This is a genomic window from Streptomyces sp. NPDC101234 (assembly GCF_044767525.1).
Classification (GTDB): domain Bacteria; phylum Actinomycetota; class Actinomycetes; order Streptomycetales; family Streptomycetaceae; genus Streptomyces; species Streptomyces sasae.
This window is the reverse complement of the sequence record NZ_JBIWOA010000020.1, coordinates 51,050-63,083: the sequence shown is the minus strand read 5'-3', so window position 1 is coordinate 63,083 and position 12,034 is coordinate 51,050. Positions and strand designations below refer to the sequence as shown.

Annotated in this window: 12 protein-coding genes and 2 tRNA genes; 10 read left to right on the top strand and 4 right to left on the bottom strand. The window is 70.2% G+C overall.

Annotation, left to right across the window (positions count from 1 at the left end):
- Window positions 1-65 precede the first annotated feature (65 nt).
- The 6 genes from ACIRR9_RS32290 (at window position 66) to ACIRR9_RS32265 (ending at window position 4,204) form a co-directional block, all read left to right on the top strand.
- Window positions 66-230, top strand: coding sequence for a hypothetical protein (locus tag ACIRR9_RS32290; RefSeq protein WP_365349262.1), 165 nt, complete (start codon window positions 66-68; stop codon window positions 228-230).
- A gap of 69 nt (window positions 231-299) precedes the next feature.
- On the top strand, window positions 300-992 hold the full coding sequence (gene nadD / locus ACIRR9_RS32285) for a nicotinate-nucleotide adenylyltransferase (RefSeq protein ID WP_403759067.1): 693 nt from the start codon (window positions 300-302) through the stop codon (window positions 990-992).
- A 16-nt stretch (window positions 993-1,008) separates the two neighbouring features.
- A complete protein-coding gene (locus tag ACIRR9_RS32280; protein ID WP_403759064.1) occupies window positions 1,009-2,784 on the top strand; it encodes a LytR C-terminal domain-containing protein in 1,776 nt (591 codons plus the stop codon).
- 102 nt (window positions 2,785-2,886) lie between these two features.
- Window positions 2,887-3,330: a ribosome silencing factor gene (rsfS, locus tag ACIRR9_RS32275; RefSeq protein WP_365349179.1), complete on the top strand. Its 444-nt coding sequence runs from the start codon at window positions 2,887-2,889 to the stop codon at window positions 3,328-3,330.
- Window positions 3,330-3,998 (top strand): histidine phosphatase family protein, encoded by a 669-nt coding sequence (locus tag ACIRR9_RS32270; RefSeq protein WP_365349177.1) that lies wholly within the window; start codon window positions 3,330-3,332, stop codon window positions 3,996-3,998. The genes rsfS and ACIRR9_RS32270 overlap by 1 nt, the downstream gene beginning before the upstream one ends.
- Window positions 3,999-4,131: 133 nt before the next feature.
- Window positions 4,132-4,204: transfer RNA gene (locus ACIRR9_RS32265), tRNA-Ala, on the top strand.
- A gap of 61 nt (window positions 4,205-4,265) precedes the next feature.
- Here ACIRR9_RS32265 and ACIRR9_RS32260 read toward each other — a convergent pair.
- The gene (locus tag ACIRR9_RS32260) at window positions 4,266-5,177 is read right to left on the bottom strand and encodes a helix-turn-helix transcriptional regulator (protein WP_403759060.1); all 912 of its coding nucleotides are present in this window, start codon (window positions 5,175-5,177) and stop codon (window positions 4,266-4,268) included.
- A gap of 123 nt (window positions 5,178-5,300) precedes the next feature.
- Here ACIRR9_RS32260 and ACIRR9_RS32255 point away from each other — a divergent pair, with 123 nt between their 5' ends.
- The 3 genes from ACIRR9_RS32255 to ACIRR9_RS32245 all read left to right on the top strand — a co-directional run bounded on the left by ACIRR9_RS32255 (window position 5,301) and on the right by ACIRR9_RS32245 (window position 7,249).
- Window positions 5,301-6,770, top strand: a complete 1,470-nt coding sequence (locus tag ACIRR9_RS32255) for an MFS transporter (protein WP_403759057.1) — start codon at window positions 5,301-5,303, stop codon at window positions 6,768-6,770.
- 68 nt (window positions 6,771-6,838) lie between these two features.
- Window positions 6,839-7,012 carry a hypothetical protein gene (locus tag ACIRR9_RS32250; protein WP_123977035.1) on the top strand — a complete coding sequence of 58 codons (174 nt, stop codon included), beginning with the start codon at window positions 6,839-6,841 and terminating at the stop codon, window positions 7,010-7,012.
- Window positions 7,013-7,015: 3 nt separating this feature from the next.
- Window positions 7,016-7,249, top strand: coding sequence for a hypothetical protein (locus ACIRR9_RS32245; protein WP_006136074.1), 234 nt, complete (start codon window positions 7,016-7,018; stop codon window positions 7,247-7,249).
- Here the strand turns inward: ACIRR9_RS32245 and ACIRR9_RS32240 are convergent.
- Window positions 7,239-8,471: a glycosyltransferase 87 family protein gene (locus ACIRR9_RS32240; RefSeq protein WP_403759053.1), complete on the bottom strand. Its 1,233-nt coding sequence runs from the start codon at window positions 8,469-8,471 to the stop codon at window positions 7,239-7,241. The genes ACIRR9_RS32245 and ACIRR9_RS32240 overlap by 11 nt on opposite strands.
- A 113-nt stretch (window positions 8,472-8,584) precedes the next feature.
- Here ACIRR9_RS32240 and ACIRR9_RS32235 point away from each other — a divergent pair.
- Window positions 8,585-8,657 (top strand) — tRNA-Ala (locus ACIRR9_RS32235).
- A gap of 171 nt (window positions 8,658-8,828) precedes the next feature.
- On the opposite strand, the gene ACIRR9_RS32230 is transcribed toward ACIRR9_RS32235, so the two are convergent.
- Together ACIRR9_RS32230 and ACIRR9_RS32225 are read right to left on the bottom strand one after the other, a co-directional pair.
- Window positions 8,829-10,442 carry an NADH-ubiquinone oxidoreductase-F iron-sulfur binding region domain-containing protein gene (locus tag ACIRR9_RS32230; RefSeq protein ID WP_403759050.1) on the bottom strand — a complete coding sequence of 538 codons (1,614 nt, stop codon included), beginning with the start codon at window positions 10,440-10,442 and terminating at the stop codon, window positions 8,829-8,831.
- Window positions 10,439-11,758 carry a cytochrome b/b6 domain-containing protein gene (locus tag ACIRR9_RS32225; RefSeq protein WP_403759047.1) on the bottom strand — a complete coding sequence of 440 codons (1,320 nt, stop codon included), beginning with the start codon at window positions 11,756-11,758 and terminating at the stop codon, window positions 10,439-10,441. The genes ACIRR9_RS32230 and ACIRR9_RS32225 overlap by 4 nt, the downstream gene beginning before the upstream one ends.
- Between the last annotated feature and the right edge of the window lie 276 nt (window positions 11,759-12,034).

The window sequence follows — 12,034 nt, the reverse complement described above, 5'->3', positions numbered from 1 at the left end:
CGGGCCGCCCGCATACGATGGGCCGACATCTTTATCCCGTCCACACGCGATAGGTCCTGCCGCAGATGATGAATCTCCACAGCACCGCTGCCCAGTTGGTCACCCTCGCCGCCGAGGGCGAGGGAGGCGGCAACCATGAGAGCCTCAACCCGATCGTCACCGGTGGCAGCGCGTTCGTCATCCTGCTGCTCCTGCTGTGGATCACCACCCGTTTCAATCGCGACCGCTGAGCCGGCCGCCGAGCCCGGCACCCGTCCTCCGGACGGGGCCCACGGGCCGGGCCGGTAGGGTCTGCACGCATGGGAGAGCAGGACATGCCTACCGGTCCGGCGAATGACGCGGTCGGCCACGTCGACGGCACGGTGACAACCCCGCGGTACACGCCGGCGGGCCCCGCGCACACCGGCAAACGCCGCCTCGGTGTCATGGGCGGAACGTTCGACCCGATCCACCACGGGCACCTCGTGGCGGCCAGCGAGGTCGCCGCCCAGTTCCACCTCGACGAGGTGGTGTTCGTGCCCACCGGGCAGCCGTGGCAGAAGACCCACCGCGCGGTCTCACCGGCGGAGGACCGCTATCTGATGACGGTCATCGCGACCGCCGAGAACCCGCAGTTCTCCGTCAGCCGCATCGACATCGACCGCGGCGGCCCCACCTACACCGTCGACACCCTGCGCGACCTGCGCGCGCTCAACCCCGACACCGACCTGTTCTTCATCACCGGCGCCGACGCCCTCGGCCAGATCCTCACCTGGCGGGACTCGGAGGAACTCTTCTCCCTGGCCCACTTCATCGGCTGTACCAGGCCCGGGCATCACCTGACCGACCACGGCCTTCCGGAGGGCGGCGTCTCGCTGGTGGAGGTTCCCGCGCTCGCCATCTCCTCCACAGACTGCCGTGCGAGAGTCGCCAAGGGCGACCCCATCTGGTACATGGTGCCGGACGGAGTCGTGCGCTACATCGACAAGCGCGAGCTGTACCGCGGCGAGTGAGCCGAGAGGGGCACCGGTGAACGACCGATACGACGCGGGTTACGGAAGCGACCAGTACGAACTCGTCGGCTACGACGAGTACGGGCAGCCGGTGTACCGCCAGATCCCGGCGCAACAACAGCAACAGCAACAGCAGACGTACGGCCCGTACGCAGGCCAGGGGTACGGCTACGACCCGTACGCCGGCGGCGGCCAGCAGGCCGCGCCGCCGTACGACACCGGGCAGCAGGCCGCCGTCTACGACACCGGTCAGCAGCCGTCCGTCCACGACACCGGTCAGCAGCCGTCCGTCCACGACACGGGCCGGCAGTCCGCCGTCCACGACACCGGCCGGCAGCCGTCCACGCCCGCCTACGACCCGTACGGCACCGGCGGTCATGCCGTCCACGACCCCTACGGGCAGGCAGCAGGCAGCGGACGGCAGCCCCGGGTCGCCGAGCAGACCGCGCACATCCCGCAGCAGCCCGGGCCGGTCGGGGAACCCGTCGGATCCCGGCAGCCCGGGGACGAACGGGACTACCACACCGGACAGTTCGCGTTCGCCGAGGAACCGGACGGTGACTCCGAGGACGTCATCGACTGGCTGAACTTCACCGAGAACCGCACCGAGCGCCGGGAAGAGGCCAAGCGCCGCGCCCGCAGCCGGATGATCGCCCTGGTCGTCGTCCTCGCCCTGGTAGCCGTCGGTGGCGTCGGCTACCTCTGGTACGCCGGAAAGATCCCCGGCCTGTCCTCCTCCGGCGCCAAGGGCGGTACGACGACGTCCGCGGCCGCCCAGAAACGCGACGTGATCGTCGTCCACCTGCACAACACCGGGGGCAGCGGCACCTCGACCGTACTGCTCGTCGACAACACCACCACCAAGCAGGGCAGCACCGTCCTGCTGCCGAACTCGCTCGCCCTCACCGACGACGACGGCACCACCACGACACTCGCCAAGTCCGTCGACGGCGACGGCTCCTCCGGGACCCGCGACCAGCTCGACACCGTCCTCGGCACCAACATCGAGGGCACCTGGCGTCTCGACACCCCCTACCTGCAGAACCTCGTCGACCTCGTCGGCAACATCGACATCGACACCAACGCCGACGTCCCCGACCCGGGCACCAAGAAGAAGGGCGCGGAGCCCCTGGTCAACAAGGGCAAGGACCAGACCCTCGGCGGCAAGGCAGCCGTCGCCTACGCCACCTACCGCGCCTCCGGCGAGGCCCAGAACGCCCAGCTGGAGCGGTTCGGCCAGGTCATCCAGGGCGTGCTGCGCAAGATGTCCTCCGACGCGTCGGCCGCCACGACCACGGTGCAGACCCTCGCGCAGATCCTCGACCCCTCGCTCACCGACAAGGACCTCGGCGCCTTCCTCGCCAAGCTCGCCGACCTCGCCAAGGGCGGCGACTACAAGACCGCCCTGCTGCCCGTCCAGAGCGACGGCACCCTGAGCGCCCAGACCAGCTCCAGCGTCGTCAAGGACATCCTCGGCGGCACCGCCAAGAGCCCCAGCGCCGGCTCCGCGGTCCGGGTCTCCGTCCAGAACGCCACCGGCGTCAAGGACAACACCGAGAAGGTCCGCGTGGTCCTTGTCAACGGCGGCTACACCTTCCTGGAAGGCGGTACGGCCTCCGGCACCCAGACCACCTCCAAGGTGCTGTACTCCGACGCCGCCGACAAGGAGAACGCCACCGAGGTCGCCAAGACCCTCGGACTCGGCGCGAAGGACGTGGCGAAGGGCACCGTCGGCTCGGGCGCCGACGTCTCGGTCGTCCTCGGCCTGGACTACAAACCGTCCTCGTCCTGAGCACCCCACGCCGCACCCCACGTGACGCAGTAATCACGTGGGGTGCGCTCGGCGGTCCGTGAGACCCTTGGTGTCAAACGACCGCCGACGGAAAGCCAAGTAGTGACCGCCACCGACCGTTCCCTCGAGCTCATCACCGCCGCCGCCCAGGCGGCCGCCGACAAGCTCGCCCACGACGTCATCGCCTACGACGTGAGCGATGTCCTGTCGATCACGGACGCCTTCCTCCTGGCCTCCGCGCCCAACGACCGTCAGGTCAAGTCGATCGTCGACGAGATCGAGGAGCGCCTCCAGAAGGAACTCGGCGTCAAGCCGGTGCGCCGCGAGGGCGACCGCGAGTCCCGCTGGATCCTGCTCGACTACGTCGACATCGTCGTCCACGTCCAGCACAGCGAGGAGCGCGTCTTCTACGCCTTGGAGCGGCTGTGGAAGGACTGCCCGGAGATCGAGCTGCCCGCCGACGCCAAGGCCACCCGCGGCAAGGCCGCGGAGCATGCCCGGCTGAAGGCCTCCGAGGACGCCGCAGAACCGGGCGGAGAGTGGTGATGAGCGCCACCGGAGAGGTCACCGACCGCAAGGGCCGAGGCCGCCGGATCATCCTCTGGCGGCACGGCCAGACCCTGTGGAACGTGGAGCGCCGCTTCCAGGGCTCCACCGACGTCGAGCTCACCGAGACCGGCATCGGCCAGGCCCGCCGTGCGGCCCGGCTCCTCGCCTCCCTGGGCCCCGACGCGATCGTCTCCTCGGACCTGCGGCGGGCCGCCGACACGGCCGCCCAGCTCGCCGCTCTCACCGACCTCGACGTGGTCCATGACGAGGCGCTGCGCGAGACCTACGCGGGCGTGTGGCAGGGCCTCACCCACGAGGAGATCATCGCCCGCCACGGCGACGAGTACGCCGCCTGGAAGCGCGGTGAACCGGTCCGCCGCGGCGGCGGCGAACTGGAGACCGAGGTCGCCGACCGGGCCGCCCCCGTCGTGCTCGGGCACGCCGAGAAACTGCCCGAGGACGGCACCCTCGTGGTCGTCAGCCACGGCGGCACCATCCGCACCACCATCGGCCGCCTCCTCGGCCTGGACTCCCAGCACTGGGAGAGCCTCGGCGGACTCACCAACTGCTGCTGGTCCGTACTCGGCGAAGGTGCCCGCGGCTGGCGGCTCCTGGAACACAACGCCGGCACCCTCCCGGAGCCCGTCCTCGGCGACGACGACTGAGGATCCTCGGCCGCCGGCCGAGGATCCTGCGGCCACCCGGCCCGCCCCGGGACCCGGATTTCACTTTCCGGCAGGTCGCAGGCTAAAGTTCTTCTTGTTCGCCCCGCCAAGCGGAGAGACGGGAAGAACGCAAGGGGCTATAGCTCAGTTGGTAGAGCGCCTGCATGGCATGCAGGAGGTCAGGAGTTCAATTCTCCTTAGCTCCACAGATCGACACTCCACACACTGTCGAGTTGTCAAAGATCGGTGACGAGAATCCCGTCCTCTTCAGAGGTCGGGATTTTCTGTGTTCCACTCCCGCATGATCTCGGCGGCCTCCTCGTCCGTCACCGGCCACAGCCGCTGCCTGCGCTCCCGCAGCAACGCGACCTTCTCCCGCGTCCGTTCGTCCTCCGGCGTGTAGACCACGATCCGGGACTCCGGCATCCCGTCGATCGACAGCGACTGCGAGGTCATCCGCAGCTCGCCCACCGCCTCATGACGGAACGTCTTCACCCGCGGCCCCGGCTGCGCCACCGCACCGCTCGCCCACAAGCGGGCGAAGTGCGGACTGGACCGGGACAACGCCCGTATGAAGTCCTCCCAGGCCGCCTCGCCGACATGTCTGCCGTAGCTCGAACGCAGGGTCGCCACCATCGTCGGCAGTTCACGCTCCCGGTGCACCACCGGGCAGGCCTCCTCCGACACCGTGAACAGCGTCCACAACACGTTCGGCACGCCGATCCGCACCGTCTCCGGCACCAGGAACAGGTCCCGGTAGGCCGTGTTGGTGGCCAGCACGTCGTAACGCGACGTGTACACCACCGCGGGCAGCGGATCCAGAGCGTCGATGATGCCCTGCACCTCCGCGCCCACCGACCGGGACAACCGCTCCGGCGCCGCCGCGAACGCCACCTCCGCCAGCCGGTACAGATGCTCCCGCTCCGGCGCGTCAAGCCGCAGCGTGCGCGCCACCGCGTCCAGCACCTGCGGCGACGCGTTGATCGCCCGGCCCTGTTCCAGCCACGTGTACCAGGTCACGCCCACGCCCGAGAGCTGGGCGACCTCCTCCCGGCGCAGCCCCGGAGTGCGCCGGCGCAGCCCTGGCGGCATACCGACGTCCGCCGGTGTCACCCGGGCCCGCCTGCTGCGCAGAAAAGCGGCCAGCTCCGGCCTGCGGCGGTGTGCTGCCGTCCCCATGGTCACGCCCCCGTCGTCATGTCCTCCAGCGTGCGCCCCCGGCCCACCCCCTGCCAGGTGCTGCCAGTACCAGCATCGACGGGCTCTCGGCACCCGTACCGGCCCGTCGCCACGCTCGGACGCATGACGACGACATCCCGGACGGGACCAGATCCCGCACCCGCTCCGAGCCCTGTGACAATCGAAACACCCGGCACCGACAACCGGCCCCGGCTGCTCCTCGCGGTCGTCCTCGCGGCCCTGTTCATGGCCGTGCTCGACGTCTTCATCGTGAACGTCGCGGCTCCCACCATGGGTTCCGAACTCCACGCCACCGGCGCCGACTTGCAACTGATCGTCGCCGGCTACGCCATCACCTACTCCGTGCTGCTGATCACCGGCGCCTGTCTCGGCGACCGGCTCGGCCACGGCCGGGTCCACCTCGCCGGACTCGCTCTGTTCACGACGGCCTCACTGACCTGCGGCCTGGCCCAGGGCGCCACCGAGCTGATCGTGTTCCGGCTGGTGCAGGGCGCCGGTTCGGCGGTGATGATCCCGCAGGTCCTCAGCATCATCCAGCGCGCCTTCACCGGCGAGGCCCGTATCCGGGCGCTCGGCGCCTACTCCGCGGTCCTGGCCGTCGGCGCCGCGGCCGGCCAGGTCGTCGGCGGCGTCCTGGTCAGCGCCGACCTGTTCGGCACCGGCTGGCGGCCGGTGTTCCTCGTCAACGTGCCGGTCGGCGCCGTGCTCCTCGTCCTGGGCCGGCGTGTCCTGCCGCCCGGCACCGGATCCGGAGCCGAGCGGGCACGCGGCCTGGACCTGCCCGGCCTCGTCCTGCTCGGCGCCGCCGTGTCGCTGCTGACGGTTCCCCTGGTGCTCGGGCAGCAGGAGGCCTGGCCGCTGTGGTCCTGGCTCTCCCTGGCCGCCTCCGTGGTCCTTCTCGCGCTGTTCTGCGGCTACGAGTCCCGGCTCGCCCGGCACGGCGGCGCCCCGCTGATCGCACCCAGGGTGCTGCGCCACCCCGGCATGGGGCTGGCCGTCCTCCGCATCCTCGCCGTCATGGCCGTCAACGCAGGGTTCCTGTTCACGCTCACCCTGCACGTCCAGAACGGCCTCGGCTACAGCGCGCTGCACGCCGGTCTCACCTTCGCGCCGACCGCCGTCGTCTTCGGCACGGTCGCCCTGACCTGGCGCAGGTGGCCCGCCTCCTGGCAGCGGGTGCTGACCCCCGCCGGATTCGCGCTGACCGCGCTGGGCGTGGCCGGTGTCGGAGCGGCCTTCCGCGGGGGCGGCGACGGGGGCGCGTGGTTCTATCTGGCGTACGCCGGAGTGGGCATGGGGCTCGCGCTCGCCTTCAGCCCGACGCTCACCGGCGCGCTCGCAACCGTGCGCCCCGAGGACGCCGCGGACGCCAGCGGCCTCCTTGCCACCGTCACCCAGCTCGGTCAGCTCATCGGGGTCGCCGCGTTCGGCACACTGTTCTTGAACCGGCTTGAGTCACTTGGGGGCCCACGGGCGTATACCTCTGCGGAGGCGCTGTCAGCCTGTGCCTGGGCGCTGGCCGCAACGGCGGCCGTGGGTGCTGTGTCCGGACTGGTACTGAGGCGTCGCTGACCGTATTGGTCCGGCCGTGGCAGAATCAAACGGCCGGAAGGGGGCGCGGCCCGACGGGAGGAGTAGCGATGCCTGCGAGCATCCTTGGGGAGGGCGGCCACCTCCTCGGTGCTGCGTTGATACGGGACACGATCACCCGGCTGCTCTGCCCTTCCTGCGGTTCCGTGCATGTCGCCCAAGTACTGGGCGACAACGGCGGGATCTCCTACGTGTGCACGGCCTGCGGCCACAGCTGGAGCTGATCGATGGGTGCACACAGGCGGAAGTGCGACTGGTGCGGGAGCGGCACCCCGATCGTCCGCGACATGGAGCCGATCAACCCCGACTACCAGTACTGGTGCGAGGAATGCGCGCGGGCGCTGATCATAAAAGGCGACCCGATCGAGACCTACCGTGAGCTGGAGGGCGAGCCGATCTACGGCCGCCTCCTCGAAGAGCACTGCACGCTCAAGAGGTTCTACTCGTTCGTCACGGCCTGAGCTTCGTCGGCCTGGGCTTCGGCACGTCCTGAGCAGTGCCCGGCCTCGGCGACGATGTCCGGGCGAGCGCCAAGAACAGCACACCGGTGACCGGGTACAGCGCCGACAGCGTCAAGCCGACGGCGCTCTGGTGCAGTTCGGGCCGTCCCTGCCCGTGTGGCACCCACCACAGCGCGTACGAGCAGAAGGCCGCCACCGTGCCCACGGCCACAGCCCGATGCCCGCGCGTCCACAGCAGCAGCACCACGGGCACGCACCACACCCAGTGGTGCGACCAGGACACCGGGCTGATCAGCAACGAGGTCACCGCGCACGCGGCCACCGCCCAGGCCCGTCGGCCGCGCAGCTCCGCGGCGACCGCCACAGCAAGCCCCAGGACGGCCGTCAGGGCCGCTGCGGCGGCCCAGACGGATCCTGGCTCCGGAGTGTGCAGCAACCGCGCCAGAACGCCGCGCAGGGCCTGATTCGCGGTTTCCTCGGCCCGCCCTACCCGCCCAGTCCGGAACACCATCGCGGTCCAGAACCGCCACGAGTCGTACGGCAGGGTGGCCACCGCCAGCAGGGTCGCCCCCGCGAAGGTGGCGGCCGCCCCGCGCGCGTGCCGCAGCCAGGGGCCCCCGTCCCGGCCTCCGAGGCGCGCGACCAGGCCCGTGGCGAGCAGGAACACCGCGAACAGGGCCGGCGTCAGCTTGACCGCGGCCGCGAGCCCCACGCCCACCCCCGCCCACCGGTCCGGGCGTTCGGCGGGACGGCGTGACAGATCCCACAGCACCAGCACGGACAGCAGCAGATTCACCTGCCCGTAGCGCACCGTCGTCCACACCGGCTCGCACCACACCGCCGCCGCCGCGACCCACAGCACGCCCTCCACGCGCGCGTGCCCCACAAGCCGCATCGACAGCCCGACGAACACCACCAGAAGGACGAGATTCCCGGCCGTCGCCAGCGTGCGCATGCTCGTGACGTCCAGCAGCGTCAGCGGAGTGAACAGCAGAGCCGCGAACGGCGGGTAGGTGGACGGCAGATGGGCCGCCGTCGTACGCAGCGCGTAGAGATCGCCGCCCGCGCGGACGGTCGTCCCCTCCGCCCGGTAGACCATCAGGTCGATCATCGACACATGCGCGGCCCGCTGCGCCACCCAGAACGCCGTGAACGACAGGACGCACGTCCCCAGAGCAGCCGGCACCCGGCGTCGGGTCCCGGAGAACGCGATCACGGTCATGAAGTCCGACAGTAGCGTCCGTATCCGTACAGAACGGAAACGATTTGGTGGTCCACCCCGTCGACCGTGTAATGTTGGCGTCGCCGCCAGGGAAACCCGGCGGACCAAAACAAGGGGCTATAGCTCAGTTGGTAGAGCGCCTGCATGGCATGCAGGAGGTCAGGAGTTCAATTCTCCTTAGCTCCACAAAAATCGAAGGCGGACCGTCCGGATGGACGGTCCGCCTTCGGCGTTGTTCGGGAACATCAGAAACCGTTGTCCGGAAACACCGCAAACTTGTGTCACATGTAAGGCGGGCCACCCGACCGGGTGGCCCGCCTTACATGTGGTGCTCGTCGTGGTGCTGATGCGGTGCGGTCAGCGGCCCAGGGCCCGGCGGCCGCGGCCCTGCGAGAGAACCGGCAGGTTCTTGGCCGGCGCCTGCGAACGTGTGTCCTCCTCGATGCGCAGGGCGAGCGCCGGGCAGCGGCGCACCGCGCGGATCGCCTTGGCCTCCGCGAACCGCGGCACCTTCGCCTGCGCGACCGTCGGGAAGCCGTCGGCGCCCAGCTCGAAGACCTCCGGGAGGATGTCCGCGCACAGACCGTGGCCCCGGCACAGCGTCCAGTCGACGTAGATCTTCTGACGGCTGCCGCCACCGTTGTCCTCGGGCTCTCCGCCGCCCGGGATGCCCGTAGGCATCTTGCCGTCCTCGAAGAGCGGCAGAACACCCTCCACGGGCCGTCCGCAGCCGTTACCGAGGACGTGTGCCGCCAAGTCGTCGGTGAACGCCTTGATCGTCGACTCGAGGAACATCGCGGAGCCGTCCGGGTGCGAGCACGCGCCGCGCCGCTTCACGTTCTTCGCGACCTGCTTGAGTGCCTCCAGCGCGGCGGGGCCGCCGCCGTTGAGGATGTCCTCCATGCCGCGCGCTGCCGCCGGCAGACCGAGGTAGCAGGGGCCGCACTGCCCCGCGCTCTCCTCCGCCAGCCACTGGGCGACCCGCAGCGACTCGCCCAGGGGGCATGTGTCCTGCGTGATCGGCAGGATCGCGCCCGCGCCGAGCGCACCGCCCACCGCGTCCAGGGAGTTGCGGGAGACGATCGCCTCGTTGACCGTGGCCGCGTCGATCCACCTGCCGTGGTAGCCGCCGGTCAGCACGCCCTGCGGGACCGGCGGGGCGCCGGCCAGCTGCAGGACGTAGCGCAGCGGCACACCCGTGGGGACCTCGATCACCATGGGGCGGGCGACCGCACCGGAGACCGTCAGCATCACGGTGCCCGGCTCGTCGTACAGACCGGTGTTGCCGTAGCGCTCCGGCCCGATACGGGCGGCGATCGCCAGCTGCGCGAACGTCTCGGCGTTCGACAGCAGCGTGGGCGCTCCGCCGACACCGTTCTGCGAGGCGCTGGTCTTGCGGCCGGGCGGGATCGCCGGGCCGCCGTCGATCGAGCGGATCAGCGACGCGGCGGCGCCGGTGACCATACGGACCGGGTTGCGCTGCACGAACGCCTTCAGAGCCGAACGGCGGCCGGTGCTCAGACCCCGTTCGGCGAGCGCCTGCTCCATGGAGCGCTGTGTGGACTCCCGGGTGACCCCCACCACGAGCGTGCGGGCACCCAGTGCCTCGGCGCACAGCAGGGCGCCGTCCAGGATCAGGTGCGGAGCACGGTTGATCAGCACCGTGTCCTTGCGGCAGGCCGGCTCGTCCTCGCTGCCGTTGACGACGACCACCGGCCGTACGCCGCGCTTGATCGCGGCTTCGGCGACCGAGCGCAGCTTTTTGTGGAAGGGGAAGCCCGCGCCGCCGCGGCCCTTCAGGTTGATGCGTTCGGAGAGCTGCGCGAGCTGCTCCCCGCCCAGGGGTTCAAGCGGCCCGTGCACCTTGAGGTGCATGGGCAGATCGAGTCTTTCGACAAGGTCGAAGCCCGACGTGAGCTGCGGAAGGCCGACCACGCGGACTTCTGGGACGTCGGGCAGGGCCTCGTTCACCTATAGCCTCCGGAAGGCGTGTTCCAAGGTTCGCCCGAACCCGGTGCGTCGAAGGACGCGCCGGGCGCTGGTTCGTTGGCGGGACCGCTGTTGTACGTGTCATTCGAGTTGTACGTCCCGTAGCGGGCGTTCGTCTCACCGGTGTCGTACACATCACGTCCTCCCGCTCCACCCGCGCCCGAATTGCCGTAGACCGGGATGTTGTATCCGGTGTCCTGGAGCGGGTCGTACGCCGACGGGGGCGCCTCGCCGACCGGCGGCGGGGACGGGATCGGCCAGCTGCCGGAGGTGCTGGCGGGGCCGTCCATGCGCGGCATGGCCTGGGTGCCCTGCATGTCCATCCGCTCCATTCGGGCGGTCTGGCCGGCCGCGAACGGCGACTGGGGCTGGCCGGGCGCGGCCGTGGCGCGGTAGGCGGCCGCGAAGCCGGAGGCCGGCTCGGCGGTGGGTGCGGCGGACGGGAACAGCGGGTTCGACTGCGAGGTCGCCGTGTCGGCCCGCGACGGCCTCGGCTCGCGCTCGCGCTCACGCCCGCCGTCGTAGCCCGACATGCCGGACTCGCTGACCCGGGCGCGGCTGGCGTCCAGCTCGTTCAGGCTCGACCGGGCCGAGTCGCCCAGGAGCGTGACCAGCCGGTCGGCGAACCTGCGCTTGAACGGGCGCGGCGCCGCACGCAGGGCGAGGGCCGCGATGATCCCGGCCAGGCACAGCTCGTACGAGATCATGAAGAACGGCTTGGCCGCGCGTCCCGCGAACAGGCCGTGGATCACCGCGAAGCACAGGGCCGGGTAGGCCATCATGTGCATCGCGCGCCAGCGGGCCGCGACCGGTGCGGGGGTGGCGAACTGGTTGCGCAGCGCTCCGGTGATGCCCACGAAGATCATGAGGTAGGCGGCCAGGGAGCCCATGCCGATGAGGGTGGCACTGCCCGGGTTCGCGCCCCCGCTGCCTGTGACGAGCCAGCCGAAGGGGATCAGGGCCGCGATCCAGTCGGCGTGGTCCAGCGCGATCTTGACGCCGATGTGCACGAACAGGAACGCGATCGAGGCGACTGCGGTGACCCGGTGGATGGCCTGCGCCACGATCCGCTGGCGGATGTTGAGGAGAATCCGGTCCTGGGCGACCAGGCCCCAGATGCACGAGCAGGTGAGGCAGACGAGCGCCAGCACACCCGCACCGAAGTTCAGGAACTGCTGCAGCCAGTCACCTCCGAGCAGGACGACAACGGGTATGAGCAGCAGAACGACAGCGGATGCCACCCCATAGGCCGAGCGGCCTGGCTTGGGGAGCGAGCTGTTACTACGACGAGGGTTCATGGGGGCAACTCCGAGCAGTTCGGGAAAGCGGTCCCGGTGCCGCAGCCTAAGTGGCGCCATACCGATCAGTACGAGGTTTGAGTTATTGCGTTGTTATCAAAGAGTGGTGTGGCCCTTGTGGTGTCCCTTAGTGGACGGTACGCGAAGAAAATCTTGAACCTGGTTCAACTCTCGTCCCGATGGTCGCCTTAGACGCACGTGTCAACCGTTGATACGTAAGCGCGTCGCAGCTTGCTCAAGCGCTGCGGTACCCTGACGCCATGCGTGCCGTACGCC

What these genes read in the sequence shown, in the direction of transcription:
- ACIRR9_RS32225 (WP_403759047.1), bottom strand. Translation starts at nt 11,758, where the DNA reads ATGAACCCTCGTCGTAGTAACAGCTCGCTCCCCAAGCCAGGCCGCTCG.
- ACIRR9_RS32255 (WP_403759057.1), top strand. Translation starts at nt 5,301, where the DNA reads ATGACGACGACATCCCGGACGGGACCAGATCCCGCACCCGCTCCGAGC.
- ACIRR9_RS32290 (WP_365349262.1), top strand. Translation starts at nt 66, where the DNA reads ATGATGAATCTCCACAGCACCGCTGCCCAGTTGGTCACCCTCGCCGCC.
- nadD (WP_403759067.1), top strand. Translation starts at nt 300, where the DNA reads ATGGGAGAGCAGGACATGCCTACCGGTCCGGCGAATGACGCGGTCGGC.
- ACIRR9_RS32250 (WP_123977035.1), top strand. Translation starts at nt 6,839, where the DNA reads ATGCCTGCGAGCATCCTTGGGGAGGGCGGCCACCTCCTCGGTGCTGCG.
- ACIRR9_RS32270 (WP_365349177.1), top strand. Translation starts at nt 3,330, where the DNA reads ATGAGCGCCACCGGAGAGGTCACCGACCGCAAGGGCCGAGGCCGCCGG.
- ACIRR9_RS32245 (WP_006136074.1), top strand. Translation starts at nt 7,016, where the DNA reads ATGGGTGCACACAGGCGGAAGTGCGACTGGTGCGGGAGCGGCACCCCG.
- ACIRR9_RS32260 (WP_403759060.1), bottom strand. Translation starts at nt 5,177, where the DNA reads ATGGGGACGGCAGCACACCGCCGCAGGCCGGAGCTGGCCGCTTTTCTG.
- ACIRR9_RS32240 (WP_403759053.1), bottom strand. Translation starts at nt 8,471, where the DNA reads ATGACCGTGATCGCGTTCTCCGGGACCCGACGCCGGGTGCCGGCTGCT.